This window comes from Streptomyces sp. NBC_01551 (assembly GCF_026339935.1).
Taxonomy (GTDB): Bacteria; Actinomycetota; Actinomycetes; order Streptomycetales; family Streptomycetaceae; genus Streptomyces.
In genome coordinates, this window is sequence record NZ_JAPEPX010000001.1 from 297,261 (window position 1) to 323,051 (window position 25,791).

Consider the following 25,791-nt stretch of genomic DNA (forward strand, 5'->3'; position numbering starts at 1 on the left):
GCCGATGCGACGCGTACTGGTGGTCGGGATCAGCGGAGCCGGGAAGTCCACCCTGGCCCGGACACTGGGGCGGCTGCTCGGGCTGCCGTTTCACGAGATGGACGCGCTCCACTACGGCGGGCCGGGGTGGGCGGTCAGCGCCACGTTCGCCGAGGACACGGCGCGACTGGCGGGGACCGACCGGTGGATCTTCGACTCCCTGGGCCCGCCGGAGGTCCGGGATCTGCTGTGGGAGCGGGCCGACACCGTCGTGTGGCTCGACCACCCCCGGCACGTGGTGATGCGGCGCGTGCTGCTGCGCTCGCTGCGGCGGAGCCTGCTGCGCGAGCGGCTGTTCGGCGGGAACCGGGAGTCCTGGCGGGAGTGGCTGCGCCCCGACCATCCCGCGTGGTGGGCCTGGTCGCAGTACCGGTCGCGGCGCGCCGCGATCGCCCGGCTGGCGGGTGACGCCCGGTTCGCCCCGCTGCGCGTGATCCGCCTGCGCGGCCCGGGGGCAGCGGCGTCCTGGCTCCGGGCCCAGGAAGCACGGCCGGACGTGGACCAGGTGAACCAGGTGAACCAGGTGGACTAGGGGGTGTCGCCGGCCGAGCGGCGGCCGCGGACGTGGGCGCAGCGGGCGGCCGTGCCGCGGCGGGCGGCGCGCAGCCGGTGCATCGTGTTGTACCGCCGGCGCCGCCATTCGGCCCGCGGCAGCCCGGCCCGCTGACCGCCGCCGCTGATGAGGGCGTTGACCGGGGTCAACGGGTCCGCGCCAAGGCCCTTGGCGACCAGGACCCCGATGACGAGCGGGACCAGGGCCACGGCCAGCGCGGTGCCGGCGGTGGTCATGTGCTGCATGCGCGGGCGGATCGCGGGGCGCGGGGCGGCGGAAGTCATGCCCTCATTCGATCACCGGCGACGCGGCGGGGAATCGGGGCGGATACTCAGGCCGTTGGGCGTGAGGTACTCAGACGGGACCTGTGCGGCGAAGGGCGGTGGGTGATGACGGTACCCGGGCAGGGGTTCGAGCCCGCCACGGGCGACGGGCCGACGGAGCTCGGGGACGCGGCCGCGCGCTCCCGAGAGCTGCGGACGGCGTACGAGGGCCTGGTGCAGATCCGTCGTCTGGTGAACGCCGGGGCGGGCTCGGCGGTTCCCGCCCCGTGGGAGCTGAGGCAGATGCCGCGCGCGGTGGCCCTCGTACTGGAGGCGGCGGGGATCGCGCCGTCGGCGGTGGACGCGGAGGGCCGGCGTACGCGCACGGGCTACCGGGTGGCGGCCGCCGCGGAGCCCGGGCGGGTGGAGGTGACCTGGCTCGGCCCGCCGGGCGGCGGCGCGGCCGAGGAGGAGCAGGAGCGCCTGACGGCCTGCGCGGCGGCGCTGGAGCCGATGGGGTGGGAGTGCCTGCTGTACCGGGGCCCGCGCCGGCGGCGGTTCCTGGAGGTGGAACCGGCGGCCGGGCCGCCGAAATCCGCTTCCCCCCGGCCGTGACACCTGCGCACACTGCCCCGATGGGCATGCTCGACGCGATGGCGGACCGGGTCGGCCGGGGCGAGACCGTGGAGTTCCGGCCGACCGGCGGGTCCATGGTGCCGTTGGTCCACAGCCGGCAGCGGGTCCGGGTCGCGCCGGCCGATCCCGCGTTGATCGAGGTCGGGGACATCGTGCTGGCCCGGGTCTCGGGCACGGTCCACCTGCATCTGGTGTCGGCGGTGGACGCCCCGCGCCGACGCGTGCAGATCAGCAACAACCGGGGCCGTGTCAACGGCTGGACCGCCCACGACCGGGTGTTCGGGATCTGCCTGTCGGTGGACGACGTGCCCCGCCCGGGGGCGGCCGCGAAGGTGCGGCGGCCCGCACCCCGGCGCGCCCCGCCCGCCCCGCCCGCATCCACCTCACCCGCCCGGCCCGCCGGGATCGCGACCGACCGCCTTGATCTGGTGCCGCTGTCCGTCGGCCACGCCGCCGAGATGGCCCGCGTACTGGCGGATCCCGCGCTGTACGCGTTCACGGGCGGCGCGCCGCTGTCGCCCGAGGCCCTGCGGGCCCGCTACGCGCGGCTGGTGGCGGGCTCCCCCGACCCGGCGGTCGTCTGGTGCAACTGGGTGGTGCGGCTGCGCCCGGACGGCTCGCTGATCGGCACGGTCCAGGCCACGATCACCCCGGCCGAGGACCGGGCAGAGCTGGCGTGGGTGATCGGCACGGCCTGGCAGGGCCGGGGCTTCGCCGCGGAGGCCGCGCGGGCCCTGGCCGCCTGGCTGACGGCGCTCCCCGTCGGGCGGCTCGTGGCGCACGTCCACCCGGACCACCATGCGTCGGCGGCGACCGCCGCGGCCTGCGGCCTCTCCCCGACCCGGCACCGCCGGGACGGGGAGGTCCGCTGGGAGGGCGCCGGCCCCTGACGGCGGTCGTCGGGACCGGAGCCGTACGCGGCTCGGCGCCGGGTCGTGGCGCGCCTCGACCCCGTGTCCGGGTCAGGCGTAGATCGCGCCCGGGTACGCCCACGTCGTCGTGCCGAAGACGTCGTTCTCGTCGTTGATGGACACCTTCAGGTTCGTGATCTTGAGGCCGTACTGGCTCGCGGTGGTGCCGGCCGGGCAGTTGATCTGCTCCGGCGGGAAGTTCAGGTAGAGCTGCGGCCCGAGGTCCGCGGCGCCCTTGCGGAGTTCGGAGACGATCCGGTTGGCGTCCGCGTAGAAGTAGTTGTGCGCCAGCGCCGTCCGAACGGTCCGCACCACGACGTCGTCCGCGCGCTCGGAGCCGCCGTCCGGACGGACGCAGCGGAAGGTGCGCGCGGTGTCGGCGTGGGCCTGGAAGCGGTCGTCGGTGCTCCACAGGCCCGCCTTGAAGCCCGGGCTGCCCTGCACGTCGTGCAGGACGACGTCCAGGCTGAAGCCGCCGCAGCCCTCCGTCGCGTAGTAGTGGTGGTACTTCAGCACGCACGCCCGGGGCCCGTAGTAGGCGGTGGGATCGGGGTCGTACGGCTGGGGCACGACGGCCCCGTGGACCTTCACGGAGGCGGAGATCCCGCCCGGGACGGCCGCCGGGACCTCGACGGTCCGTGTGGCGTGGGCGGCGCCCGAGCCGGTGAGTACGAGGGCTCCGCCCGCGACGAGCGCGAGACCGAGCCGGGACGCTGACGCTGACGCTGACGCGGCAAAGGACATACGCAAGCGTGCCATCGTGTGGTTCCCCCCTGGACCAGTGGATGGTGGCGAACACCGGCGACCGTATCGGCGGAAGCGGCGGTTCGGCAGTACGCCCGGACGCACGGAGGGGCGCACCCCGAACGGGGCGCACCCCGAACGGGGTGCGCCCCTCCCCCTACGCCAAGGGCGTCACGGGGCGCCGAACGTCAGCGTCAGCCGCGGCGTCCCCTCGTTGGCGGCGGCCTCCGAGGACCACAGCCACAGCGCGTCGGTCCCGACGCTGGTGAGCGCCAGGCTGTAGCCGCCGCCGAGGGCCGCGGCGACGGTGCCCGTGGTCAGCCCGGTGGTGTGCACGGCCGAGCCGTCGGGGATCCCGGCGAAGCCGCCGAGCGCAGGACTTCCCAGCGCGGGGCGGTTGTTGTACGTCGTCCCGCCCTCGCTCCACGATCCGGTGACCGGGACCACGGAGACGGTGTCCGCCGTGCCGGCTCCGGCCATGGTGCTGGTCTTCACGCTGAGCGCGGCCGACTTGAGCACCGTACCCGCGGGCGCGGCCGGCAGGTTGAAGCGCAGGTAGCTCGCGTACAGGGAGGTCCCGCGCACGGCGAGCGAGCCCGAGGTGCCGTAATTGGCGGTGGGGGCGCCCGCGTTGGCGTACGTGTCCTCGTCGGCGGTGACCTCCACGACCGAGTCCGCCGGTGCGGAGGCCAGGGCGTAGTGGTTCTGGACCTGCGCCGCGCTCAGGACGCTCGGGTAGACGGCCGTCTCGTCGAGCCGGCCCGCCCAGAACTCGCTGGTGGGGCGGTCGGGCCAGCCGCCGAGGCTGTCGCCGCCGGCGTGCCAGTAGCCGGCGAAGTTCTCGTGCGTGGTGACGTTGAGGGTGCCCTTCTGGACGCCGTCCACGTACAGCGTCATCCCGCCCGGCCCCTGGGTGGCGACGACGTGGTGCCACTGGTCGTTGTTGTACCGGTCGGCGCCGCCGGTGGTGATGGTGCGGGTGGCACCGGTGTACACGCCGTAGACGAGCCGGCCGTCATTGGTCATGTAGATGTGCTTGTCGTACTGACTGCTGCCGCGGTCCTGGTTGTTCCCGAAGCCGAAGAGCTTCCCGCCCCGGGTGGTGTTCGTCTTGAACCAGGTCTCGATGCTGTAGCTGCCGCCCACGTTCTGGCGCTTGTCCGCGTAGACCCGGTTGTCCGTGCCGTTGAAGCCGATCGCCGTGCTCGCGCCGGTCACCGCGCCGGGCGTCTGGCGCAGGGCGGGGCCGTTCTGGTGCACTCCGCTCTGGTTTCCGCCGTCGGAGGAGTCCGCGACGAAGGGCAGCGCCGACTCGTCGTAGCGCCAGTACAGCTGGGCGCCGTCGCCGCGGATCGCGTTCGGGTAGCCGTCCGCCGAGGTGGGCACGGTCACGCTCGCCGTCCCGGACAGGGCGCTGGTGTTGCCCGCCGCGTCGGTCGCGGTGACCCGGTACGTGTACGACTGGCCCGGCGTGACGGTGGTGTCCGTCCAGGAGGCCTGCGGGCGCTTGAAGAACAGCGAGTCCGCCGTGACCGTGGCGATCGGCGCGGCCGCGCCGTTGCGGTAGATCCGGTAGGTCAGCGCGCTGTCGTCCAGGTCGAGGCTGGTGCGCCAGCGCACCTGGACCTCGCCGGGCTCGACGCTGACGGCGCCGGCCACGGGCACGGTGGGCGCACCCGTGTCCCCGGTGGAGGCGAAGCGGGTCAGGCTCTGCTGCGCCGCCCCGTTGACGGTGGTGAACTCCCCGCCGACCCACAGGTACTGGACGCCGCCCTTGGAACCGACCGTCATCACGCGCGGGCCGATGCCCTCGCCGATGCCGTCGTTGGTGTCGGGGGCCCAGCCGAGCTTGCCGGTGCCGCCGGTCGGCTGCGCCAGCAGGTGGTGGCGCTGGCCGTCGGGGAACTCGCCGACGCTGGAGCAGTCGTGCGCGTGGGAGGCGCTGTAGAGCACGCTCCGGTACGGGAGCACGGCCTGGGTGGCGCCGAGGCAGGTGTCGCGCCAGCGCTGGTTGAAATCGGCCAGGTTGAGGGCGATGCGGCCGTCGAAGACGCCGCCGCCGGTGCCCTCGTTGGCGGTGTAGAAGCCGCTGTCGTCGGTCGCGATGTCCTTGACCACCGAGTTGGTCTCGATGAAGCCGGCGTACGACTTGGTGAGGGCGCCGCTGGTGGCGTTGACGACGGCCAGCGCGTGCGTGTTCGTCCCGTTGACGGTGAAGAAGTCGCCGCCGAGGACGACGTTGGCGCCGTCCGGGGTGACCTCGATGGCCCGGCCGGGCTCGTCGGCGTTGGCGACGAAGGGCCTGAGCGTCCCGTCGACGGCGTCGACGGCGGCGAAGCGTTCGCGCTGCTGGCCTGCGACGGTGAGGAAGTCGCCGCCCGCGTACACGGTGTCGTCGGTGACGGCGAGGGCCCGTACGGTGGCCGCGAAGGCCGGCCGGAAGCCGGGCTTCACCGTGCAGGTCGCCACGTCGATGGCGGCGAGGCTGGAGACCGGGGTGCCGTTGACGGCGCCGAAGTAGCCGCCCGCGTACAGGGTCTTCTTGTCCGGCGAGAGGGTGAGCGCGCGGACGGTGGCGGTGCCGCCGCCGACGGTGAAGGACAGCTTGCAGGACGTCGGGGCTCCGGTCGCGGCGTCGAGTGCCACGAAGTTGACCGCCGACTGCTCGCTGCCGCCGGCGCCTTCGGGCGGGCGGACGGCGGAGAAGGTGCCGCCGGCGAAGACGGTGCCGCCCGCCTCCGCGAGGGCCCAGACCACGCCGTTGGGCTGCCAGGTCGACAGCGGGTCGGCGGTGAAGGCCACGGGCGGGGTGAGCGCCGCCGCCTGCGGGACGAGGCCGAGGCCGACGACCGCGCCGGTGCCGGCCAGGGACAGGGCGAGAGCGGCCGCCAACCCTCTGGATCTACGCATGAACCCCCCAGTTCGGTGTGCCGAGTGGTACCCGCACGGCGCGCGGGAGCGCGACGCGCCGTCGTATGACCGTTGGCCGTTGGCCCTCGGCTGTTGGCCCTTGACCCTTGGCTTGAAACCGATCGTGCGAACGGCCGAACTGTCATACGCGTGGGCGCACTCTAGGGCGATCCGGCCGCCCGGACACCCCACTTGACCCATCGGATACCGAAGGGACGCGGGACTTCACTCGGCTCAGGAGGTGGTTTCGCGGCTGCCGGGGCCCGGAGCGGCCTGCCGGGAGAGCCGGCCGGGCCCCGGCCTATCCTTCCCCCATGATCTTGTCGACTGAGCCCGCCGAGTCCGATCCGATCCAGCCAATCGAGCCGGTCGGGCTCGTGATCTTCGACTGCGACGGGGTGCTCGTCGACAGCGAGCGCATCGCCGCCCGCGTGCACGTCGCCCTCGGCGCCGAGCTCGGCTGGCCCCTCACCGAGGAGGAGACGGTCCGCCGGTTCGTCGGCCGCTCCAACGCCTCGATCCGGGAGCTGCTGGCCGCCCGGGTCGGCGCGCAGACGGCGCGCGAGTGGGACGAGCGGTTCGTGACGATGCACGCGGAGGCGGTGGACGCGGGGCTCACCCCGGTCGACGGCCTGCCCGAGGCGCTCGACGCGATCACCCTGCCGACCTGCGTGGCCTCCAGCGGAAGCCACGAGAAGATGCGCCACACCCTCGGCCGCACCGGCCTCTACGAGCGGTTCGCGGGCCGGATCCACAGCGCGACCGAGGTCTCCCGGGGCAAGCCGGCCCCCGACCTGTTCCTGTACGCGGCCGGGCGGATGGGCGTCGATCCGTCGGCCTGCGTGGTGGTCGAGGACAGCCGCCCGGGCGTCGAGGCCGCCCGCGCGGCGGGCATGCGCTCCTTCGGTTACGCGGGCGGGCTGACCCCGGCGGCCGCCCTCGCGGGGCCGGGCACGGTGGTCTTCACCGACATGCGCGACCTCCCGGCACTGATCGCCGCCGCGGGGACCGGGGCCGAGGCGGTGCGGGCGTGAACCGGCGTACGCGCAAGCGGCTCTCCCGCGCCCTCGTCGCGGCGGCCGGGAACGGCCCGGCCGGCCGGGTGGCCGCCTTGCTGAGGCTCGGCGCGGAGCCCGGCGGTACGGACGCGGAGGGCACGACCGCCCTGTACGCGGCGGCCGTCTCGGGGCACCCGGAGGCCGTACGGCTGCTGCTCGCGCACGGCGCGGCCCCCGACGCCGAGAGCGGCGGGCCGACGGACGGGACACCGCTGTGCGCGGCGGCGTCCTGGGGCGACGCGGAGACGGTGCGCGCGCTCCTGGAAGGCGGGGCCGACCCGCTCCTGCGCGAGGACGGCGGGAGCGGGCTGTCGCCGCTGGAGTGGGCGGTGCGCGGCGAGCACACGGAGGTCGCGCGGCTGCTCCGCGAGGCGGCCGCCGGCGAGCACTAGCTCCTCCCCGGCCCCCGTCAGGCGGCCGGGAGGGGGCGGCAGAGCAGCGCGGCCGGGCCTTGGCGGGCGGCGGCGCGGGTGGTGAAGGCGATGCCCGCCGCGTACTCGGTCGGCAGGCACTGGCCCTTGTAGCGGCCCGACGCGAAGTCGCCGCCGGCAACGCCCTGCGGGCGGTTGTCGCCCCGGTCGAACCAGACGGTGCGGCCGCCCGCCGCCGGGAGCGCGGTGCGCGCGGGGGCGCACAGGGCCGCCGAGACGCGGGCGCCCCGCAGGCTGTAGCCCGTCAGGTACTGCCCGGCCGGGCACTGGAGCTTCGTGTAGCCGGAGGCCCAGTCCCCGCCGGGCGGGACGTGCGCCTCGTCGCGGACCACCGTGTGCCCGCCCGTCGGGGCACGCAGGTCCGAGCCCGCGCACAGGCCCCGGCCGCCGGTGTGGGCGAGGCCGGCCAGCCGGGCGCCGTCGGGGCAGACGGCCTTGCGCGCACCGTTGTCCCAGTCGCCGGCGGCCCGGGTGAGCAGCGAGGCGACGTGGTCGCGGTGGTCGATGTCGAGCTGGTACCAGGCCGGCGCGTCCGGCACCGCGCCGGTCCGGCCCGCCGTGCCCGCGAGCCCGGTCCACGGGCCGGTGCGCCAGTCCGCCGGGTCCAGTACGCCGGACCGGCGGCCGGTGTGGTCGTAGCGGAGCATCGCCCAGCTGTCGCCGCCCGGGGCGCCCTGCGCGGTCGTGCTCCAGCCGACCAGCGGCCAGTACGCGAAGTCGGCGTCGGTGGTGGTCAGGTAGGCGGTGAGGTTCTCGAACCAGGCTCGGGGCCTCGCGCCGCTCTCGTCGGCGCCGATGCCGAACTCGCTGATCCACACGGGCGCGGTGAAGTGCGTGCCGGTCTCGGCGGAGACGAAGAAGGCCTGGTCGTAAAGGGTTTGTTCGAGTTGAGCCCGGGTCATGTCCTGGTAGCGGAGGTCGCTGGTCTCGCCGATGCCGGTGGCGCCGCTGTGCCGGGGGCCGGTGTAGCCGTAGAAGTGCGCGGAGTAGACCAGCTTGTGGGAGACCACGAGGGTGTGGGAGAGGGTACGGACGGGGGTCAGGGTGGGGCGGCCGTGCGGGAAGCCGTCCACGGGGATGCCGGTCCAGTTGATGCCCTCGACCACGATGAGCAGGTTCGGGTTGGCCTCGGTGAGGATCCGGTCGGCGGCCTCCTGGACGGCCGCGTGCCAGTCGTGGCCGTCACCGAGGCCCCAGTTGGGGTCGTCGAGGACGTCGCGGCGGACCTCGTTGTAGAGGTCGGCGCCGACCACGCGCGGGTTGTCGCGGTAGCGGCGGGCGAGGAACACCCAGTCGTCGGCCCACTGGGCGGTGGAACGGCCGCTGTTCCAGCGCTCGTTGCCGTCGAGGCCGCAGCACCAGCGGGTGGTGACGGTGTGGTTGTTCAGGATGACGGCGAACCCGGCGTCGGTGAGGGCGGCGACGACCGCGTCGTAGACCTGGAGCGGGGTGCGGCCGCGCAGCGCCGGGTTGGCGGCGACGGCCGCGTCCGGGACGGGGGCGGTGGTGCGGAGCATCTCGTTGGAGAAGGGCAGCCGGATGCTGTTGAGGCCGAGCGCGCGGAAGTCGGCCAGCAGGGTGGGCAGGGGAACCCGGTCGAGTCCGAGCGGGATGCCGTGGGAGTCCTGGCCGCTGTGGTGGGTGGCCGGGTCGTTGCGGTCGCCGGAGCCGCCCCAGGAACCCTGGGCTCCGTCCCAGTTGCCCGAGCGGAGGCGGAACCGGCTGCCGTTCGCGTCGACGATGTAGCGCCCGCGGGTGGACAGCGGCGCCGTCCAGGACTCCGCGGGGGTGGCGGCCGCGGCCGCCGGGGCCGCCGCCACCGCGGGCAGCAGGCCCAGCAGGAGCAGGAGGACGCCCGGTATCGCGCGTAAGAGGTTCTTCATCTCGCTCGCTCGCTCCTGCCGGGGCTTGACGGCCTGGACTGCCGCGGTCAAGTTACCGGCCGGTCCGCAGCAGCGGAAGCCACGGGCGGGGACGCCTTTCGCGGGGCGCGAGGGGCGCCGTCAACCGGGTGGGGCCCTCGCCACCCCTTCACACAGGGTCACCCTGGCGAAACGGCCCCGCGCGGCGCGCCGCGCCTCTACCGTGCCCTCAGGGTTGGCACGGCACGGGAGGGTGGGGCGGATGGACGACGAAGAAGACATGCGGCTGGCGAGGATGACCCCGGAGATCTCGCGCCGCACGCTCGCGATGCTGCGCGGGCTGGCCGGGCTGGAGCCCCCGGAACAGGTACCCGAGGAGGCCATGCTGGTGGCGGACGCGATCCTCGCCGAGCACGGCACGGACGGGCTCCGCGTCCTCGTGATGACCCTCGCCGCCTGGGCGACGGCCCAGATCGAGAACGTCGCGGAGCTGAGCCGGCGCAGCCACGAGGCGGTGCTCGACGCGATGGAGCTGGCCTGCCTGGAGGCGGGCGCCGAGGACTAGTGCTGTGGCCGGAACCGTTCCGGCCACAGCACCAGGGAGCGCCTGGGGGTCATCGCGGGCCCCGGCCCGGTCGCCCGCACCGGCCGCCGTCGGCGGGGGCGACGCACCGATCGGTGACGGGCAGGCCCTGGATCGGCGGGCGTCGGCGACACTGGTGTGAGCAGGAGCGTCCTGGGGGGTCGTGATCGGAGGCCGTCGTGAGCACACCTTCCCCCGTCCGGATCGCCGCCGTCCTGTCCACCGAGCACCGTGGACGGCTCATGTCGCACGCCCGCGAGGTCAATTTCCCCGAGGGCGCCCGGGTCTTCGACGAAGGGGCCCGTGCGGAATCCTTCTGGATCGTACGGTCCGGCACGATGACCCTGGAGCTCCCCATGCCCAGCCGTCGCCCCACGCCCATCGAGAGCCTCGGCCCCGGTGAGCTGGTCGGCTGGTCGTGGCTGTTCCCGCCGTACGTGTGGCAGCTGAGCGCGGAGGCGATGACACCGGTCCGCGCGTACGAGTTCGACGCCACGACCGTGCGGATGCTCATGGACGCCGACCCGGCCTTCGGCTCGGCCATCGGGCACTGGGTCGGGCGGGTCCTCGCCCTCCGGCTCCAGCAGACCCGTACGCGCCTGATCGACATGTACGCCCCGCGCGCCATCGCCGGCTAGAGCCGCACTCCGGGGGGCGCGCGAGGGGCTTCTGGGGGTGTGTTCGGCCGTTTCCGCCGTGCGCTCCCCCACAGGTCAGCATCCCGGCACCGCTGCGGACTGCACTCATGCGCTCACGATCGGTGACGGAAAACAGGGGTCCGAACGGGCGTTCACCGCCCGTTTGAGCAAGACTCCCGTCCGTTATCCGAAACACGAACCCAAAGGAGTGTTCGCAATGCGGTCCATCGCAAGGGGTCTCGGACTCGGTTCCGCCGCCATGGCTCTCACCGCGCTCACCGCGCTGGCCTGGCCCGGAACGGCCGGAGCCGCGCCCTCCGGTACGGAAAGCCTGTACGCGCCGTCGGCCCTCGTGCTCGGCATCACCGCCGGGGAGGACGCGTCGAGCGGTACGGTGCTGCGCGCGGTGACCCTCGTATGCGCGCCGACGCCGCGCGGCACGCACCCGTCGCCCGCCGCCGCGTGCGCCGAATTACGCGCCAACTTCGACACGTTGGACGCGGTGACGGAGCCCGAGTGGGGCACGGCGTGTACCAGGGAGTGGAACCCCATGACAGTGACGGCCGACGGCGTGTGGCAGGGGCGCCGGATGAGCTACTCGTACACCTTCGGCAACCCCTGCGGGCTGCACAACACCAGCGGGTCCCTGTTCGGGTTCTGATGACCCGGGACATCCCGTGACACCCGTGACATCCGTGTCACCCCCGACGCCCCGTGAGGCGTGGGGCCGGGCGGCGCCGTGCGACCGCCGTCCGGCCCCGGCCCCGCGGGTGCCGTCAGCCCAGTTCGAGGCTGGTGACCCCGTACAGGCCCGCCAGGTCCAGCTCGGGCGCCGCGCCCGTGTACATGCGGGCCGCCTCGAAGGTCGGGGTCAGGCCCAGGCCGGCGACCAGCGCGGTGGCCGCCGGGTTCGCGTCGGGCACGTCCACGGCGACCTCCCCGCCGGGCGCGTGCTCCGCGAGCCGCCGCAGCAGGGCGGCCGCCACCTGCGGGGTGGCGGCGTACAGGGGGCCGATCCGGGAGGCGGAGCTGCACGGGCGGATCACACCGAGCCCCTCGACGCGGCCGTCGCGGACGGCGGCGAGGGCGGTGCGGCCGGGAAGGCCCGTCCAGGCGGAGAGGAACGCGTCGCGCCGCTCGGGGAAGAACCGGCTGTCGTAGGCGGCGAGTTGAGGGAAGGGCAGGGTGGCCGCGTCCACGATCGCCACCCCGTCGGCGGCCGCCGCACCGCCCGGCAGGTCCTGGGGCACGCCTTCGTGGCGGACGTTGTTCCAGGCCGAACGGAACCCGGATTTACGGTAGTTGTCCTGCTGCTCGACCACCCCGTCCAGCCCTACGAGCCGCCCGTCGAGCCGCTGCATCCCGGCGTTCCAGAGCCGGATCCCGTAACCCCGGCCGCGGAAGGCGGGGCGGGCGATGTAGAAGCCGATGAAGCCGAACCCGGCCCCGTAGCGCACGGCCGAGATACAGGCGACCGGTTCGCCGTCGAGCCGGCCGACGAGGAAGCCCTCGGGGTCGGCGACCGCGAAGGCGAAGCGGTCGCCGTCGCCCGGATTCCAGCCCTCCTCGTCGGCCCAGGCGCGCAGCAGTTCCATGTCAGCGGCGCTGGCGCCGACAATCTCGAATCCTGTCATGTCGGGTGTTGTACCAGATGTACGAGCGGCCCGGCAGCGGGCGCCGACCAGCCGTCGGGAGGCCGGGAAACGCGCTGTCAGCCCGCGCAGATGACGTCGTCGAGCGTGATCGGCCGGGAGTCGAGGCGGACGTACGCGGTGAAGGTGTCGGTGCGCGCCTCGGGGCCGCTGCCCCAGTGGGTGGTCACGGTGGCCCACCCGATCCCCGCCGCCGGGGCGACGGTGGCGGGGCCGATTTCGATCTTCTCCGGGGTGTTCTGGGAGCAGAGCAGCACGTCGAACTCGGAGTGCTGCTGTTTGTCCCGGAGGGCCTGGGAGATGCGGCTCTCGCGGAACGTCTCGGTCGGGCCGTGATGGCCGTAGAAGTCGGCGAGGAAGCTAGTGATCTGGGAGGCGGTGTGGGGCGGGGCCGGTGCGGTGACGGTCGTCGCCGCCGCGGAGGGGGCGGCGGCGAAGACGGTCACGAGCAGGGCGCCGAGGGTGTGGGACATGGGCTTCATGTCCGGTTTCTTAACCGCCCGGGCGGGTCCGCAGGAGGGGCGCGGGGCGGATCTCACTCCTGTGGGGGGCGGGATTCACCGCAGAAACGACCATCCGGCGGCGCGCGGGCGGGGGCCGGAGCCGGGGACCGGGCCGTAAATCCGTTCGCGGCGCGATCCGGACCGTACGTAGGGTCGTCCCATGGGAAAGCCGCTTGTCGCAGTGTTCAGTGGGGCCGGGATGTCCACCGATTCCGGGATCCCGGACTACCGGGGACCGCAGGGGTTGTGGCGGCGCGAGCCCGACGCCGAGAAGCTCGTGACGTACGAGTACTACATGGCCGATCCGGAGATCCGGCGGCGCTCCTGGCTGATGCGCGCCGAGATCGGCGCCCTCGGCGCGCAGCCGAACGCCGCGCACCGGGCCGTCGCCGAGCTGGAGCGCGGCGGCACCCCGGTCCGGGTGATCACCCAGAACGTGGACGGGCTGCACCAGCTCGCCGGGATGCCCGCGCGCAAGGTGTTCGAGCTGCACGGCAGCGCCCGGTCGGTTCTGTGCACGGCCTGCCACGCCCGGTCGGGGATGGACGAGGCGCTGGCCCGGGTCGCCGCCGGGGAGCCGGATCCCGCGTGTGCGGCCTGCGGCGGGATCCTGAAGGCGGCCACCGTGATGTTCGGCGAGCGACTCGATCCGCAGGTGCTGGGGCAGGCCGTGGCGGTGGCCAAGGGGTGCCAGGTGTTCGTCGCGGTCGGGTCGACGCTCCAGGTGCAGCCCGCCGCCTCGCTGGCCGGCATGGCGGCGGAGGCGGGGGCCCGGCTGATCATCGTGAACGCGGAGGAGACCCCGTACGACCCGCTGGCCGACGAGGTGATCCGCGAGCCGATCGGCACCGCCCTGCCCGCGCTCCTGGCCCGGATCGCGGCTCCGAGCGAGTCCGCGACGTAGCGGAGCGGGGCCCCGGCCCGCTGTGACGTCCCCCACCCTTCCTTCCCCTTGCCCGGGGAAGGAAGGGTTACCTAAGTTCGTTGTATGGCTCCCTCTCCCCCCACACCTCCCACCGGTCCGGACGAAGCCGGCCGGCCGGACGCTCCCGCACTGGTCGACTTCACCGTCGACCTCACGCGCCAGGAGGCGCTCCGGCAGGTCCACGTCCTGGACGCGATCGGCCCCGACTGGGACCCGATGGAGGTGCTCCGCGGCGAGGAGGCGGCGTACGACCTGCTGTACTCCGGTCTCGACGCCGACCAGCAGCGCCTGTACGACGACCTCGTCGCGGCCGGCGTGCTGCCGCGGCGCGGGGGCGGCCGTGCTGCCGCTTGACCCGCAGGCGGACCCCGGCCGCCGGGCCTGGGTGACCTGCCCGAAGTGCGACGACAGCCGTGGCTGCGAGCCGTGCGAGGAGCGGCGTACCTGCTCCCACCACTGGCGCTACATGCTGTCCAACACCGGAAGCCTGCTGCACCTGCAGTGCCCGTCGTGCACCCATGTCTGGGTGCACGAGAGCGGCTTCGGCGCCACCCGTTCCCTGTGGGACCGCGTCACGAGCGGCTGGTCGCGCCGCTGACGGTTCAGCCGGCGTCGGCCGCGCGGCGCAGCTCCGCCACGTCGAGCTTCTTCATCTTCATCATGGCGGCGGTGGCGCGGGCGGCGCGCCCCGGGTCCGGGTCGGCGATCAGGTCGATGGCCCCGGGCGGGATGACCTGCCAGGAGACCCCGAACTTGTCCTTGACCCAGCCGCAGGCGGACTCCTCGCCGCCGTCCTTGGTGAGCTCTTCGTAGTAGTAGTCCGCCTCGGCCTCGTCCTCCGCGTTGATCTGGAAGGAGATGGCCTCGGTGAACGGGAACTGGGGTCCGCCGTTGAGGCCGATGAACTTCTGCCCGTTGATCTCGAACTCGACGACCATCACGTCGCCGGCCCGGCCGGGGCCCGCCTCGTTGTAGTGGCCGATCCTGCCGATGCTGCCGTTCTTGAACACCGACACGTAGTAGTCGGCCGCCGCCTCCGCGTTGCCGTCGAACCACAGGCAGGTGGTGAATCCGTTGCCGCTCATGACTGCCTCCAGAGAGTGTGTGCGGGACAGCGTCCCGCACCTACAGACCGGAGCCGGGACCGAAACTCATCGGTCGGCCCGGACCGGTCCGTGATTCCTCCTGGAACGCTCCGACGGCCTACGGCCTAGACCTCCAGATCGTTTTCGATCTTCTTCAGCTGGTGCCGCGCCATCGCGAGGTTGGCCCGGCCCCGGTCGAGCGCCAGGTAGAGGAAGAACCCGTCGGATCCCCGGGCCTTCATCAGTCGGATCAGGTGGTACTGACCGCCCAGGGTGATCAGGATGTCTTCGATCTCGTCCTTGAGGCCCAGCATCTCCATCGTGCGGACCTTCGCGCGCACCACGTCGGTGTTGCCGGCCGCCGCGACCGCGAGGTCGAGGTCCTTGCCTCCGCCGATGGTGCCGAGGGCCATGCCGCTGCCGTAGTCGACGAGAGCCGCGCCGAGCGCGCCTTCGATGGTGGTGGTGGCTTCCTTGAGGGCGGTCTCCACGTTGACCATGAGGGGTTCCTCTTTCCGTTTTCCTTGGGAACTGTTGAGCTGTCCTGGATTTCTCTACTGCGAGGGGTGGTCTGGGGGGGCTCAGGCGGGCGGGGCGCCGGGGGCATGGGCGCCCGGTCCCCGTCGGCCGAGGCTGTGCTCGATGAGCTCGGCGATGCGCAGGCTGGAGCGCCGTGCCTCCAGGTGGAGGCGGCCGACGTTGACGCGCGGCTCCGCGATCAGGGTGAGAACGGCCGCTTCGCCCGCCGCGTAGGTGGCGACGTACCCGTGTTCGCCGCGTACGAGGAGTTCGCGGAAGCCGCCCTGGCCGGTGCTGTCGCTGAGCCGTTGCGCCACTCCGAGGGCGGCGGCGGTCAGGGCCGCCACGGCCTCGGCTTCGGCGGCAGCGCTGTCCTGGGCGAGCACGAGGCCGTCGACGCTCGCGGCGAGGGTGCCGGTGAGCTGGGGGACACGGGCGCGCAGCCGCCGGAGCTCGGCGAGTAGCTCTGCTTCGGCCTCGGCGGACACCATCGCCGTCATCATGTCGGCCTTACTCCTTTCGGGCTGCCTCCGCTCCGAGCGTTCGGCGCGCAGGACCGGTCGCAGCGGGAGCCTCACAGGCTTGCCTCCAGTGCGTCGCGTAACCGGCGGAGCAGCGCCACGTCCGGGGGTTGGGCTTGGGTCATCCAGTCCGGCAGCGGTGCTTCCACCGGTGGCGGAGCGGGGGCGTGGGGGGTTTCGACGAGTCCGGCCGCTGCGAGTCTTCGTACGTCGAGCAGTGTGTGGAAGGCCGGCCGGCCCAGTACCCAGGCGAGGTCGGCCGGCGTGCGTATGCCGTCCGCCCGGGCCAGCAGGAGGCGCTGGCGTGCGGTGACCGTCTGGCCGGGGGCGGCGGGGCGGGGCACGACGGGGGCGGTGTCGAGCAGGGGGTACGGCCAGACCGCGTCGAGGAGTTCGCGGCGGCGCAGGGTCTCGCGTTCGACGGCGGCGGCGGGGACGGAGCGTACGGAGCCGATCCAGTGGGTGGCCCCGCGGCGGAACCGGGAGGGGCCGCTGCCCGGGGAGAGGGCGAAGAAGGCGGCGTCGAATATCGCGGCGAGATGGCAGATTTCCAGTTCGCCTCCCGCGAGCCCGCCGCTGTCGACGAGGAAGCGGGCGACCTGGCGGCGGGCGCCGGCCCGGTCGACGGCCTCCCGCCAGCGCTCGGGGGCGAGACCGCCGCCGGTGGTGAGGAGGACGTCGAGTCCAGGGGTGGCGGGGCTTTCGGCGTGGACGATGCGGCCGTCTTCGAGGAAGAGCGTGCCGCGGTCGCGGAGGAGGGCGCCGGTGGCGCGTTCGGCTGCGAGCCGGGTGAGCAAGGGAGATACCTCAACGGGGGTGCCGGGGAGGGTGGAGGGGGTCATCTGAGTACCAGTCCCTCGGCGAGGGCGCGGAGTCGGTGGCGGGCGAGGGCGAGGTTTCCGTCGGCGCGGTCGAGCCATAGGTGGAGGAAGACGCTGCTGTCGAAGCTCGTCTCGACGAAGCGCAGGACGTGGTAGCCGGAGCGGGTGGTGACGATGAGGTCCTCCACGGGCGGACCCGCGGGGTCAGTTCCCGCGGCGTCCGGTCCGGCCGGGGCGAAGGACTCGTACTCGGCTGCCGCCCGGGCCAGTTCGGCGGTTTCGGCGGCGGTGGTCTCGTGGTCCCCCACGGGTGACTCCCCGATGGTGCCGAGGGCCAGTCCGCTGCTCCAGTCGACCAGCGAGGCCCCCCGCGCCCCGGGCAGGGTCATGGCTTCGAGCAGGCATTCGTCGATCCCGGGCACGCGGGCTCCCCTCCCGGCCAGACGTGCTGGGTGCACGGTCGTACGGCGCGACAGGAGGGAACTTACTCAAGTTCCACAGTACGAAAGGGCGTTCTGGCATTTTCCGCTGGAACATGCACGGGTGTGCTAGACAGCTTGGCCGGAACCCGTCCGCTTTTGATCACGAGGCAAGCGGAAGATCGTCCTCAAGCCTGAACGCCCCGCCCTCGCGCCGCACATAGCCCTCGTGGCTGAGCGTGCGCAGCAGGTGGTAGACGGTGGGCAGGGGGATTCCGGTGACCCGCGACAGCCTCTTGGCGGTGGCCCCGCCCTCCGCGTGCATCGCCTCGACGAGACGCAACGCACGCTGCACGGAACCGATGAGGGTGGGAGTGGTGTCCTTCTGGCTGCGATCGGCGCCCATGAGTGATCCCCCTGCTCCGGTACGAGGCCTGGCGAACCCATCAAAGTCGGTCACCGGCCGCAAAACCAGCGGACGCGCTTAAACCTGAGCATAAGATCACCGCACGCCGCCCGGGCGCCCCCCGCACCCACCCCGCCCCATATCCTGCCCGGAACGCGCCCTGGGGAGGGGCGTGACGGGAAAAGCGAGCGTGGAGATCAGGGGTGGGGTGGCGGCCCCGGCCCGCGCGGAGCCGGCCCGCCGGGTCATCCGCGACCACGCCGGCCGAACCGCTACCGCGTGCACGTCACGAATGCCGGGAGCGGCGTCTCCTCGATCAGGTGCCTCGGCAGGGCGAGCGCGAAGCGGGCTTCCAGTACGGCGAGGGTGAGCCGGTCGCGCTCCTCGCCCGGTTCGTCCTCGGGGCGCACGTAGGCCCCGTCGGGCGCGAGGATGCCGGCCGTGACCAGTTCCGGGAGGAGGAAGTCGGGCTGGTGGCCGCCGCGCCAGCACTCCTCGCCGAGGCCGAAGCAGCACACCAGCTCCCCGTCGCGGGCGTACGCGAACTGGCGGGGCGGGTGGTCCGGCTGCGGGTCGAGGTGGACGGCCTCGACGCCGCCCCGGGAGACCTCGGCGAGCCGCTCGGCGCCGGCCGGCAGGCCGTGCTCGACGGCGAAGGACCAGCCGCCCCAGCTGCCGACCCGGGCCACCCCGTCGCCGTCCACGGTCTCGCCGGCCATGCTCCAGGCGTCCATCGCGCCGAGCGGACCGGGGTGGATGTCGGGCAGCGCGCCGAGGCGGGCCGCGAGTTCCTCGGGGCCTATGCCCCGGGCGAAGGTGAGACTCACGAACCAGCTGTCCCAGTGGGCGAGCCACTGGATGCCGGCGCCGCCGGTGTCCCCGATGGCGCCCGAGATGTCGGCTATCAGCACGGTGTCCTCCCGTGTCCGGTAATCCCCCACCGGCACGATAGTCACTCCGCGGGCGAATCCGGGAGGAGGCGCTCGACCATTGCCTCAATGAGCCCCTCCACGGGATAGGGGTCCAGGACCGCCGGCACGGTCAGGTCGTCCACGATCAGGCCCAGCATGGCGAGGTAGAGCAGGACGACGCCCTGCCGGTCCCCGGGCAGGCCCGCCGCCAGGTGGAAGGCGACGTTCGCCTCCAGTTCGAGGCCCTGGAACCGGGCGGCCTCCTCCTGGAGCTCGGGGCGTCGGGTGGCCTCCAGCCGGAGCTCCAGCATCGCGATGTGCACGCTTCGCTCGCGCCGCATCCGGGCGAGGAGCTGTTCGAGCAGCACCTTGGTGTCCAGGGGCCCGGCCAGGTCCGCCGGGTCGGGGACCAGGCGTTCCCGGGTCCGGTGCAGGATCTGGACCAGCAGCTGGGCACGGTTCGCGAAGTAGTTCGAGGCGGTGCCGGTCGGTACGCCCGCCTCCTTGTCGACCGCGCGCAGGGTCAGGCCGCGCGAGCCCTCGCGGGCCAGGACTTCGATGGCGGCGTCGAGCAGCGCGGCGCGGCGCTCCGGATTCTGGCGCATGGGCGGGTCCCTGGGGGCGTGGGGGCGTCGCGGCGGCCGGTGGAGCGGGCGCGGCGGGACGGCGGGCGGACACGGGCGAAGCACTGCACGTGCAGTGCTTCGCACACGCTAGCGGACGCGGCGCGGTCGGCACCCTCCCCACCGGCCCCCCGCCCGTGTCACTCTGCCGGTCATGGATCGGATCATCGAGCAGATACGCGAGGACCTGGCCCGCCGGATCGCCGTGACGGCCGACCGGCTCGCCGACCGCACCCTGGCCGAGGATCCCGCGTACGCCGCGCTGCTGGGCCGCGCCGAGCTGCGCGAGCGGATCCACCTCACCCTGCGCCAGGCCGTCGAGGGCCTGGCTCGCAGCGCCCGCGGGCTGCCGCCGGAGCTGGCCGACGCCCGCGCCACCGGCCGGCTCCGGGCCGAGCAGGGCCTGCCGCTCGACTCGCTGCTGCGCGTCTACCGGCACAGCGGGCGGATGCTGTGGCAGACCCTCGTCGAGGCCGTCGGCGCCTACGACCGGGCGGCGCTGCCCCGGCTGCTGCCGGGCGCCGCCGCGCTGTGGGACGTACTGGACCAGATGACGGACGCCGCGTCGGAGGCGTACCGGCACACCGAGGCGGCGCGCGGGGAGCGCGACCGGGAGCACCGGGCGGCCCTGCTGGACGCGCTGCTGGACGGCACCGGGACGGCGGCGGAGGCCGCCGCGCGGCTGGGCCTCCCGGAGCGCGGCCGCTTCGCGGTGGTCGTCCTGGGGCCGGGCGGCACCGGCAGCGCGGGCCTGGAATCCGGCTCGGGCGCCCCGCGCGTGCTGCGGCGGATCCGGGCCGACGGGGAGAGCGCCCTGGTGGAGCTGGGTCACCTGCCGCTGGAGGCCGTACGGGAGCGGCTCGCGCCGCTCGGGGTGCGGGCCGGGATCAGCCCGGTCGTGGAGGACCCCGCCGACCTGGCGCGGGCCCGGCGGCTGGCCGCGCTCGCGCTGCGCACCGCGCCGGCCCCCGGCTCCGGCGGCGGCCCGCGCACGGCCGTGCTCGACGAGCGGCTCCCGGCGGCGCTCGTCGCGGCCCACGCGGAGCTGGCGGACCGGCTGCGCCAGGTGGTGCTGGGTCCGGTGCTGGCGCTGCCCCCGGAGGACGGCCGGGTGCTGCTGACCACGCTGGGGACCTGGCTGGCTTGCCAGGGCTCGACCACGTACGCCGCGCAGCGGCTGTACTGCCACCGCAACACCGTCTCGAACCGGCTGCGCCGCCTGGAGCAGCTCACGGGCCGGTCGCTGTCCGATCCGGCGCACGTGGTGGAGCTGGCGCTGGCCCACGCGGCGGTGACGCAGCGGGCGGCGGCTACCGCGCAGGCCGCGCCGGCCGCGCCGATTCCAGCAGGTACGGCACGTCGATCACCGCGACCCCAGGGGTGAACAGCAGCCGCGCCTTGAGCCGCAGCGCGTTCTGGTTGTGCAGGGGCTGTTCCCACCAGTGGCCCACCACGTACTCGGGGATGACCACGGACAGCACGTCGGTGTCCTCGGCGGCGGCCTGTTCCTGTACGTGGGCCAGCACCGGCCCGATCACCTCCCGGTACGGCGAGTGCAGCAGCGTCAGCGGGATCCCCGGGTCGTGTTCCGCCCACGCCTCCCGCAGCCGGCGGGCGTCCTCCTCGTCGGCGGCGACGGACAGCGCGGTCAGGGTGTCCGGCCGCAGCCCCGCGCGTAGCCGAGGGCCTTGAGCGTCGGCGCGTGCACGTTGGCGACCAGGACGACGACGTGGTGGCGGGCGGGCATCCGCGGCCGGATCCCGGGGGCGACGGCGACCTGCGCGGCGACGGTGTCGTAGTGGCGCCGGACGCCCTTCATGCCGATGAACAGAACCGGCATCGCGATGACGACCAGCCAGGCGCCGTGCGTGAACTTGGTGATGAGGACGATCACGAGCACCAGGGCGGTCATGCAGGCGCCGACCGCGTTGATGGCGCGGCGGCGGTGGATGTGGACCCGCTCCTGACGGGGGGTCGCGGGCGAGGCGAGTTCCCGCTTCCAGTGCCGGACCATGCCCGACTGGGACAGGGTGAAGGAGACGAAGACGCCGATGATGTAGAGCTGGATGAGACGGGTCAGCTGGGCGTCGAAGGCGACGATGAGGGCGACGGCGGCGAGCGCGAGCAGCACGATGCCGTTGGAGTAGACGAGCCGGTCGCCGCGGTTGTAGAGCTGGCGGGGCGCGTAGTGGTCCTTGGCGAGGATCGAGGCGAGCATCGGGAAGCCGTTGAAGGCGGTGTTCGCGGCGAGGACCAGCACGCCGGCGGTGACGGCCTGGAGCAGGTAGAAGAGGAAGTGCCAGTCTCCGAAGGTGGCGCGGCCGATCTGGGCGAGCGCGGTGGAGGTGGGGGTGCCGGCGGGCAGCCCGAGCTCGGTCGGGTCGGCGGCGACGTGGACGTGGTAGGCCATGGCCAGGACGGTGATCCCGGTGAACATGGTGATCGACAGGGCGCCCATCGCGGCCAGGGTGGTGGCGGCGTTGCGGCTCTTGGGCTTGCGGAAGGCGGGAACGCCGTTGCTGATCGCCTCGACACCGGTCAGCGCGGTGCAGCCAGAGGCGAAGGCGCGCATCGCGAGCAGGACCAGGCCGAGGCCGGTGAAGGTGCCCTCCGCGATGATCGGGAGGTCGGCGGATTCGGCGCGGACGGTGTCGCCGGTGGCGTACCGGACCGCCGCGACCGCGAACATGACGTAGATGACGAGGACGAACCCGTAGGTGGGCACGGCGAAGACCCGCCCCGACTCCCGTACGCCGCGCAGGTTCATCAGGGTCAGCAGCACCACGAACCCCACGGAGAGCCCGACTTGGTGGTCGCTCAGCGCGGGGACGGCCGAGGTGATCGCGGCGACGCCGGACACCACCGACACGGCGACGGTCAGGACGTAGTCGACCAGCAGCGCGCTGGCGGCGGTGAGCGCGGCGGTCTGGCCGAGGTTCTCGGCGCTGACGACGTACGCGCCACCGCCGCCGGGGTAGGCGTGGCAGGTCTGCCGGTACGAGGCGACGACCACCAGCATCAGGAAGACGATCGCGGCGGCGGCGTACCAGGTGAGGTGCAGCAGCGTGACGCCGCCGAGGGCGAGGATCAGCAGGATCTCCTCGGTGGCGTAGGCCACCGAGGAGAGCGGGTCGCTGCAGAAGATCGGGAGCGCGAGCCGTTTGGGCAGCAGGGTCTCGCCCAGGCGCGCGGTGTCGAGCGGCTCGCCGACCAGCACGCGTTTCGCATTGATACGCCTCATTCAGGCATGATCAGCCAGCTCCTGCGCGCTTCGACCGTTCTGCGGCCTGTGTCCCGCGATGTCATGCCATAGGTCCAGTCACATCCGGGCGGCGGCGCTGCGGATGGCCTCGCGGATCCGGAAGTAGGTTCCGCAGCGGCAGATGTTGGCGATGGCGTCGATGTCCTCGTCCGTGGGCGCGCTGGTGCGCCCCAGCAGGGCGACGGCGGCCATGATCTGCCCGGGCTGGCAGAAACCGCACTGGGAGACGTCCTGTTCGAGCCAGGCCTCCTGCACGGGGTGCAGTTCGTCGCCGTCGGCCAGCCCCTCGATGGTGGTCACCGTCTTCCCGGCGCACGCCGACACGGGCACCACGCACGGGCGGATGTCCGCGCCGTCGAGGTGGCTGGTGCAGGCCTTGCAGACGTCCACGCCGCAGCCGTACTTGGGGCCGTGGACGCCCAGCATGTCGCGCAGGACCCACAGCAGGGGCAGGTCGTCGGGGGCGTCAACGGTGACGCTCCGCCCGTTGACGGTGAAGGTGTGCGAGGGCACGAGGTACTCCTGGACTAGCGGGGGTAAGGGGTGAAGTCGACGTCGAAGTCGAGGGGGAAACTGCGCGGCTTCGTGCCGGTGGCCCGGGCGTAGGCGTTGGCGATGGCGCCCACGGCGGCGGGGACCCCGAGCTCGCCCGCGCCGCCCGGCTCGCCGGCGGTGGCCGGCAGCACGAAGACCCGTACGTCCTTCGGGGTGTCGCGCTGGCGCGCCCAGTGGAACTGGCTGTAACTGCCCTCCAGCGGCAGGCCCTTGTCCAGGTGCAGTCCCGCGCGCAGGGTGGTGGAGATGGCGTCGGTGAGACCGCCGATCATCTGGGCCTCCAGTCCGCGCGGGTTGACGGGCAGGCCGACGTCCACGGCGATGACCGCCTTGGTGACGCGGACGTGCTCCGGGTCCCGGGTGTCGATCTCGACGAGGCAGGCGGTACGGGACTTGTACTCCTCGTGGAAGGCGATGCCCTGCGCGCAGCCGGCCGGCATCGCCCGGCCCCAGTTCCCCTCGGTGGCGGCCTTGTCGAGCACCGCCCGCTGGGCGGCGGTCTTCAGGAAGGTACGGCGGAACTGGTACGGGTCCCGGCCGGTGCGCTCGGCGAGCTCGTCCACCACGATCTCCTCGGCGCCGCGGGTGTTGGCGGAGTAGACGGAGCGCCAGGACGCGGTGGGGATGCCGGTCGGGACCTCGGTGAGGGCCTGGGTCGTCAGCCCGAAGTGGTACGGCGACTTGACGGTGGTCAGGAACAGGGTCTGGGCGAGGGTGGCGTTGCCGATGCCCGAGGGGAGGCTGGCCGCGGTGGCGGTGATGATCTCGCCGAGGCCGTGGCGGAAGTCGGTCTCGGCGGCGGCGACCCGGTGTTCGAAGCTGAGCACCTCGCCGAGCAGGTGGGTGGCCCGGATCCGGTGGTGGGTCGCGGGGCGCATCCGGCCGTGCCGGGTGTCGTCGACGCGGGTCCACATCAGCTTCACGGGGCGGCGGCAGGCCTTGGAGACGCGGGCGGCCTCCAGGGCGGCGTCGAAGAAGAGCCGCCGGCCGAAGGAACCGCCGGCCTGGACCACGTGGACGGTGACCTTGTCGAGCGGCAGGCCGAGCTCGGCGGCGATGGTCTCCCGGGCCACGATGGGGGACTTGAGACCGGACCAGATCTCGGCGCGGTCGTCGCGTACGTCGGCGATCGCGGAGTTGGTCTCCATCGGGGCGTGGCTGACGAAGGCGAAGTCGAACTCGGCGTCCACGTACGGGGTGAGCAGCGGCGGCACCAGCAGCGGCGGGGTGGCGGCGCGCAGCTTGGCGCGGATCTGCGCGTCGGACAGCTGGTCGGCGGGGCCGGGACCCCAGCTGACCTGGAGCGCGGCCTTCGCGTCGAGGGCCTGCCCGAAGGTCTCGGCGACGACGGCCACCCCGGTCGGGACGCTCACCACGTCCAGGACGCCGGGCATGGCCCGGACGGCGGCCAGGTTGGCGACGCTCTTGACGGTGCCACCGAGGCTGGGCGGGCGGCGCAGTACGCACGGCTTGGCGCCGGGTACGTCGAGGTCGAGGGTGTAGCGCTGGGCTCCGGTGACCATGGCGCGGGCGTCGATGCGGCCGGTCGGCTTGCCGACCAGGGTGTGCCGGGCGGCCGGCTTCGGGGTGGCGCCGAGGACGATCAGGCCCGGGTCGGCGGCGGACGCGGCGAGGCTGCCGTAGCCGGCGGTGCGGCCGTCGGGGGCGCGGACGGTGCCGGCGGCGGTGGTCAGTGAGCCCGCGGAAACGTTCCAGCGGCGGGCGGCGGCCGCGACCAGGCGGGCCCGGGCGGTGGCGGCGGTCTGGCGGACGGGTCCGTAGAGCGAGCGGATGGAGTTGGAGGAGCCGGTGAGCTGGTTGAAGAGCAGCTCGGGCCGCGCGTCGTCCAGCTCCACGCGTACGTGGGCCAGGGGCGCGTCGAGTTCCTCCGCGACGAGCATCGCGACGGCGGTGGTGAGGCCCTGGCCGACCTCCTCGCGCGGGAGCCGGAAGCGGATGCTCCCGTCGGCCTCGACGGAGAGCGCGAGCAGGGCGGCGGTGGGCGAGCCGGCCAGGATGAACAGGTCCCCGAGGTCCACCAGGTCGGCGATGGCGGGCAGGGTCGGGATCACCGCGTGGGCGGTCTGCGGAGCGAGGGCGTCGGCCCCGGCGCGGGTGACGAGGGCGAGGGTGGGGGCCGCGACCAGGTAGGTGAGGAAGGAGCGGCGGCTCGGCCCGGGCGAGGCGGGCGGCTTTTCGGCCCGCCCGGCCTGGCCGGCCGGTCCAGCCTGATCGGCCTGCTCGGCCTGCTCGACCGCGTCGAGTCGTCCGGAAGCGCCGGTGTGCGCCGTCATGTCGTTGTGTCCCCACCCTGCGCGGGCCCGCTCGGCGCGGACCTCCCCGGCTCGTTACCGGCACGTAGCGTAGCGATCACGGGGTGGGGTGGGAAGCGCTGGTTCCGTAGCACTTCTCGCCGATGACGAGGGGGTCCTCCGTTCGGGGGGTACTCCGCGGGGGACCGTGAACGGCCACGTACCCCCGTCCGGGGGTACCGCCCGCTCGTACACGTCGGCCATACGATCGACCCACCCCTCCCGGAGGGCCGATTTCCGGCCGCGGGCGGACCATGGAGGGAGAACGGTTCAGCGCACCGAGCGAGCGAGGAGGTGTGCGGCGGTGACGAAGTTCATGGACGTCCACCACGGCATGCACGGGATCACGGCGGACCAGCTGCTGGCTGCCCACAACGCGGATCTGGCGATCGAAGGAGACGAGAAGGTCCACTTCGAGCGGGCCTGGGCCGACCCCGAATCCGGGATGGTCTACTGCCTGTCCGAGGCCCCCTCGGCCGAGGCCGTCCAGCGCATCCACGAGCGCACGGGGCACCCGGCCAGCGAGATCCACCCGGTCCCGCTGATGGTGTGACACACCGGGCGGACGCCGGGCTCGCGCCGGGCTGACCGGATTCGTTCGTACAGGCGCCGCAGACCCCGCAAGGCCGTAGGCATATACCAGAAGCAA

At 73.5% G+C, this 25,791-nt stretch carries 30 protein-coding genes and 1 pseudogene; 13 read left to right on the forward strand and 18 right to left on the reverse strand.

The features are described from left to right. The first annotated feature begins 4 nt into the window (after positions 1-4). Positions 5-571, forward strand: coding sequence for an adenylate kinase (locus tag OG982_RS01155; protein WP_266947734.1), 567 nt, complete (start codon positions 5-7; stop codon positions 569-571). On the opposite strand, the gene OG982_RS01160 is transcribed toward OG982_RS01155, so the two are convergent. Further along, the gene (locus OG982_RS01160) at positions 568-876 is read right to left on the reverse strand and encodes a hypothetical protein (RefSeq protein ID WP_266947736.1); all 309 of its coding nucleotides are present in this window, start codon (positions 874-876) and stop codon (positions 568-570) included. The two genes, OG982_RS01155 and OG982_RS01160, sit on opposite strands and share 4 nt — an antisense overlap. Positions 877-981: 105 nt before the next feature. On the opposite strand from OG982_RS01160, the gene OG982_RS01165 reads away from it, so the two are divergent. Together OG982_RS01165 and OG982_RS01170 are read left to right on the forward strand one after the other, a co-directional pair. Next, the gene (locus OG982_RS01165; protein ID WP_266947738.1) at positions 982-1,470 is read left to right on the forward strand and encodes a hypothetical protein; all 489 of its coding nucleotides are present in this window, start codon (positions 982-984) and stop codon (positions 1,468-1,470) included. Between the two features lie 425 nt (positions 1,471-1,895). Beyond that, complete coding sequence (locus tag OG982_RS01170) at positions 1,896-2,381, forward strand: GNAT family N-acetyltransferase (RefSeq protein WP_266949844.1); 486 nt, start codon at positions 1,896-1,898, stop codon at positions 2,379-2,381. A 72-nt stretch (positions 2,382-2,453) separates the two neighbouring features. On the opposite strand, the gene OG982_RS01175 is transcribed toward OG982_RS01170, so the two are convergent. Continuing rightward, positions 2,454-3,152: a hypothetical protein gene (locus OG982_RS01175; RefSeq protein ID WP_266947739.1), complete on the reverse strand. Its 699-nt coding sequence runs from the start codon at positions 3,150-3,152 to the stop codon at positions 2,454-2,456. Between the two features lie 165 nt (positions 3,153-3,317). Next, a complete protein-coding gene (locus tag OG982_RS01180; protein ID WP_266790580.1) occupies positions 3,318-6,056 on the reverse strand; it encodes a DNRLRE domain-containing protein in 2,739 nt (912 codons plus the stop codon). Positions 6,057-6,370: 314 nt separating this feature from the next. Here OG982_RS01180 and OG982_RS01185 point away from each other — a divergent pair, with 314 nt between their 5' ends. Continuing rightward, positions 6,371-7,090, forward strand: a complete 720-nt coding sequence (locus tag OG982_RS01185) for an HAD family phosphatase (RefSeq protein WP_266947740.1) — start codon at positions 6,371-6,373, stop codon at positions 7,088-7,090. After that, positions 7,087-7,506 (forward strand): ankyrin repeat domain-containing protein, encoded by a 420-nt coding sequence (locus tag OG982_RS01190; protein WP_266790577.1) that lies wholly within the window; start codon positions 7,087-7,089, stop codon positions 7,504-7,506. Before OG982_RS01185 ends, OG982_RS01190 begins: the two co-directional genes overlap by 4 nt. Positions 7,507-7,523: 17 nt before the next feature. Here OG982_RS01190 and OG982_RS01195 read toward each other — a convergent pair whose 3' ends face one another. Beyond that, entirely contained in the window at positions 7,524-9,428 is a 1,905-nt protein-coding gene (locus tag OG982_RS01195) for a glycoside hydrolase family 5 protein (protein WP_266790575.1), read from the reverse strand. Positions 9,429-9,669: 241 nt separating this feature from the next. Between OG982_RS01195 and OG982_RS01200 the strand changes: the two genes are divergently transcribed. From OG982_RS01200 to OG982_RS01210, 3 genes are all read left to right on the forward strand, one after another. Next, entirely contained in the window at positions 9,670-9,972 is a 303-nt protein-coding gene (locus OG982_RS01200; RefSeq protein ID WP_266790574.1) for a hypothetical protein, read from the forward strand. Positions 9,973-10,169: 197 nt separating this feature from the next. After that, complete coding sequence (locus tag OG982_RS01205; RefSeq protein ID WP_266790573.1) at positions 10,170-10,628, forward strand: Crp/Fnr family transcriptional regulator; 459 nt, start codon at positions 10,170-10,172, stop codon at positions 10,626-10,628. 217 nt (positions 10,629-10,845) lie between these two features. Beyond that, positions 10,846-11,289 (forward strand): subtilase-type protease inhibitor, encoded by a 444-nt coding sequence (locus OG982_RS01210; protein WP_266790571.1) that lies wholly within the window; start codon positions 10,846-10,848, stop codon positions 11,287-11,289. A 115-nt stretch (positions 11,290-11,404) separates the two neighbouring features. Here OG982_RS01210 and OG982_RS01215 read toward each other — a convergent pair whose 3' ends face one another. Further along, positions 11,405-12,262, reverse strand: coding sequence for a GNAT family N-acetyltransferase (locus OG982_RS01215; RefSeq protein WP_266947742.1), 858 nt, complete (start codon positions 12,260-12,262; stop codon positions 11,405-11,407). A 77-nt stretch (positions 12,263-12,339) separates the two neighbouring features. Continuing rightward, positions 12,340-12,762 carry a hypothetical protein gene (locus OG982_RS01220; protein WP_266947743.1) on the reverse strand — a complete coding sequence of 141 codons (423 nt, stop codon included), beginning with the start codon at positions 12,760-12,762 and terminating at the stop codon, positions 12,340-12,342. A gap of 181 nt (positions 12,763-12,943) precedes the next feature. Here OG982_RS01220 and OG982_RS01225 point away from each other — a divergent pair, with 181 nt between their 5' ends. The 3 genes from OG982_RS01225 to OG982_RS01235 all read left to right on the forward strand — a co-directional run bounded on the left by OG982_RS01225 (position 12,944) and on the right by OG982_RS01235 (position 14,306). Beyond that, the gene (locus OG982_RS01225; protein ID WP_266790566.1) at positions 12,944-13,687 is read left to right on the forward strand and encodes a Sir2 family NAD-dependent protein deacetylase; all 744 of its coding nucleotides are present in this window, start codon (positions 12,944-12,946) and stop codon (positions 13,685-13,687) included. 84 nt (positions 13,688-13,771) lie between these two features. Beyond that, positions 13,772-14,062, forward strand: coding sequence for a DUF6400 family protein (locus OG982_RS01230; RefSeq protein ID WP_266790565.1), 291 nt, complete (start codon positions 13,772-13,774; stop codon positions 14,060-14,062). Continuing rightward, entirely contained in the window at positions 14,049-14,306 is a 258-nt protein-coding gene (locus tag OG982_RS01235; RefSeq protein WP_266790563.1) for a hypothetical protein, read from the forward strand. Before OG982_RS01230 ends, OG982_RS01235 begins: the two co-directional genes overlap by 14 nt. A 4-nt stretch (positions 14,307-14,310) precedes the next feature. On the opposite strand, the gene OG982_RS01240 is transcribed toward OG982_RS01235, so the two are convergent. From OG982_RS01240 to OG982_RS01275, 8 genes and pseudogenes are all read right to left on the reverse strand, one after another. Then, complete coding sequence (locus OG982_RS01240; protein ID WP_266790561.1) at positions 14,311-14,793, reverse strand: VOC family protein; 483 nt, start codon at positions 14,791-14,793, stop codon at positions 14,311-14,313. Positions 14,794-14,918: 125 nt separating this feature from the next. Then, entirely contained in the window at positions 14,919-15,293 is a 375-nt protein-coding gene (locus tag OG982_RS01245) for a hypothetical protein (protein ID WP_266790559.1), read from the reverse strand. Between the two features lie 81 nt (positions 15,294-15,374). Then, positions 15,375-15,815 carry a roadblock/LC7 domain-containing protein gene (locus OG982_RS01250; protein ID WP_266790558.1) on the reverse strand — a complete coding sequence of 147 codons (441 nt, stop codon included), beginning with the start codon at positions 15,813-15,815 and terminating at the stop codon, positions 15,375-15,377. Between the two features lie 71 nt (positions 15,816-15,886). Continuing rightward, on the reverse strand, positions 15,887-16,675 hold the full coding sequence (locus OG982_RS01255; RefSeq protein ID WP_266790556.1) for a transcriptional regulator: 789 nt from the start codon (positions 16,673-16,675) through the stop codon (positions 15,887-15,889). Next, positions 16,672-17,076, reverse strand: a complete 405-nt coding sequence (locus OG982_RS01260; RefSeq protein ID WP_266790554.1) for a hypothetical protein — start codon at positions 17,074-17,076, stop codon at positions 16,672-16,674. The genes OG982_RS01255 and OG982_RS01260 overlap by 4 nt, the downstream gene beginning before the upstream one ends. 187 nt (positions 17,077-17,263) lie before the next feature. Beyond that, positions 17,264-17,479, reverse strand: a pseudogene (locus tag OG982_RS01265) (helix-turn-helix domain-containing protein); the annotation flags it as partial. 272 nt (positions 17,480-17,751) lie between these two features. Further along, positions 17,752-18,390, reverse strand: a complete 639-nt coding sequence (locus OG982_RS01270; RefSeq protein WP_266790552.1) for a DUF6461 domain-containing protein — start codon at positions 18,388-18,390, stop codon at positions 17,752-17,754. A 41-nt stretch (positions 18,391-18,431) separates the two neighbouring features. Continuing rightward, positions 18,432-18,995 (reverse strand): TetR/AcrR family transcriptional regulator, encoded by a 564-nt coding sequence (locus tag OG982_RS01275; RefSeq protein ID WP_266790551.1) that lies wholly within the window; start codon positions 18,993-18,995, stop codon positions 18,432-18,434. A gap of 172 nt (positions 18,996-19,167) precedes the next feature. Between OG982_RS01275 and OG982_RS01280 the strand changes: the two genes are divergently transcribed. Then, positions 19,168-20,397 carry a CdaR family transcriptional regulator gene (locus OG982_RS01280; protein ID WP_266947744.1) on the forward strand — a complete coding sequence of 410 codons (1,230 nt, stop codon included), beginning with the start codon at positions 19,168-19,170 and terminating at the stop codon, positions 20,395-20,397. Here OG982_RS01280 and OG982_RS30925 read toward each other — a convergent pair. From OG982_RS30925 to OG982_RS01295, 4 genes are all read right to left on the reverse strand, one after another. After that, the gene (locus OG982_RS30925; RefSeq protein WP_323139215.1) at positions 20,324-20,539 is read right to left on the reverse strand and encodes a hypothetical protein; all 216 of its coding nucleotides are present in this window, start codon (positions 20,537-20,539) and stop codon (positions 20,324-20,326) included. The two genes, OG982_RS01280 and OG982_RS30925, sit on opposite strands and share 74 nt — an antisense overlap. A 122-nt stretch (positions 20,540-20,661) precedes the next feature. Then, positions 20,662-22,254, reverse strand: coding sequence for an APC family permease (locus tag OG982_RS01285; protein ID WP_323139216.1), 1,593 nt, complete (start codon positions 22,252-22,254; stop codon positions 20,662-20,664). A gap of 78 nt (positions 22,255-22,332) precedes the next feature. Beyond that, entirely contained in the window at positions 22,333-22,788 is a 456-nt protein-coding gene (locus OG982_RS01290) for a (2Fe-2S)-binding protein (RefSeq protein WP_266790546.1), read from the reverse strand. A gap of 14 nt (positions 22,789-22,802) precedes the next feature. Continuing rightward, positions 22,803-25,124, reverse strand: a complete 2,322-nt coding sequence (locus tag OG982_RS01295) for a xanthine dehydrogenase family protein molybdopterin-binding subunit (RefSeq protein WP_266947746.1) — start codon at positions 25,122-25,124, stop codon at positions 22,803-22,805. Between the two features lie 322 nt (positions 25,125-25,446). Between OG982_RS01295 and OG982_RS01300 the strand changes: the two genes are divergently transcribed. Next, the gene (locus OG982_RS01300) at positions 25,447-25,695 is read left to right on the forward strand and encodes an SCO4226 family nickel-binding protein (RefSeq protein WP_266790543.1); all 249 of its coding nucleotides are present in this window, start codon (positions 25,447-25,449) and stop codon (positions 25,693-25,695) included. Positions 25,696-25,791: the final 96 nt, after the last annotated feature.

Bases quoted from the DNA above. Each gene is read 5' to 3' on its own strand.
- OG982_RS01155 (WP_266947734.1), top strand. From the start codon at position 5: ATGCGACGCGTACTGGTGGTCGGGATCAGCGGAGCCGGGAAGTCCACC.
- OG982_RS01160 (WP_266947736.1), bottom strand. From the start codon at position 876: ATGACTTCCGCCGCCCCGCGCCCCGCGATCCGCCCGCGCATGCAGCAC.
- OG982_RS01165 (WP_266947738.1), top strand. From the start codon at position 982: ATGACGGTACCCGGGCAGGGGTTCGAGCCCGCCACGGGCGACGGGCCG.
- OG982_RS01180 (WP_266790580.1), bottom strand. From the start codon at position 6,056: ATGCGTAGATCCAGAGGGTTGGCGGCCGCTCTCGCCCTGTCCCTGGCC.
- OG982_RS01185 (WP_266947740.1), top strand. From the start codon at position 6,371: ATGATCTTGTCGACTGAGCCCGCCGAGTCCGATCCGATCCAGCCAATC.
- OG982_RS01195 (WP_266790575.1), bottom strand. From the start codon at position 9,428: ATGAAGAACCTCTTACGCGCGATACCGGGCGTCCTCCTGCTCCTGCTG.
- OG982_RS01200 (WP_266790574.1), top strand. From the start codon at position 9,670: ATGGACGACGAAGAAGACATGCGGCTGGCGAGGATGACCCCGGAGATC.
- OG982_RS01210 (WP_266790571.1), top strand. From the start codon at position 10,846: ATGCGGTCCATCGCAAGGGGTCTCGGACTCGGTTCCGCCGCCATGGCT.
- OG982_RS01215 (WP_266947742.1), bottom strand. From the start codon at position 12,262: ATGACAGGATTCGAGATTGTCGGCGCCAGCGCCGCTGACATGGAACTG.
- OG982_RS01220 (WP_266947743.1), bottom strand. From the start codon at position 12,762: ATGAAGCCCATGTCCCACACCCTCGGCGCCCTGCTCGTGACCGTCTTC.
- OG982_RS01225 (WP_266790566.1), top strand. From the start codon at position 12,944: ATGGGAAAGCCGCTTGTCGCAGTGTTCAGTGGGGCCGGGATGTCCACC.
- OG982_RS01230 (WP_266790565.1), top strand. From the start codon at position 13,772: ATGGCTCCCTCTCCCCCCACACCTCCCACCGGTCCGGACGAAGCCGGC.
- OG982_RS01240 (WP_266790561.1), bottom strand. From the start codon at position 14,793: ATGAGCGGCAACGGATTCACCACCTGCCTGTGGTTCGACGGCAACGCG.
- OG982_RS01245 (WP_266790559.1), bottom strand. From the start codon at position 15,293: ATGGTCAACGTGGAGACCGCCCTCAAGGAAGCCACCACCACCATCGAA.
- OG982_RS01250 (WP_266790558.1), bottom strand. From the start codon at position 15,815: ATGATGACGGCGATGGTGTCCGCCGAGGCCGAAGCAGAGCTACTCGCC.
- OG982_RS01255 (WP_266790556.1), bottom strand. From the start codon at position 16,675: ATGACCCCCTCCACCCTCCCCGGCACCCCCGTTGAGGTATCTCCCTTG.
- OG982_RS01275 (WP_266790551.1), bottom strand. From the start codon at position 18,995: ATGCGCCAGAATCCGGAGCGCCGCGCCGCGCTGCTCGACGCCGCCATC.
- OG982_RS01280 (WP_266947744.1), top strand. From the start codon at position 19,168: ATGGATCGGATCATCGAGCAGATACGCGAGGACCTGGCCCGCCGGATC.
- OG982_RS01285 (WP_323139216.1), bottom strand. From the start codon at position 22,254: ATGAGGCGTATCAATGCGAAACGCGTGCTGGTCGGCGAGCCGCTCGAC.
- OG982_RS01295 (WP_266947746.1), bottom strand. From the start codon at position 25,124: ATGACGGCGCACACCGGCGCTTCCGGACGACTCGACGCGGTCGAGCAG.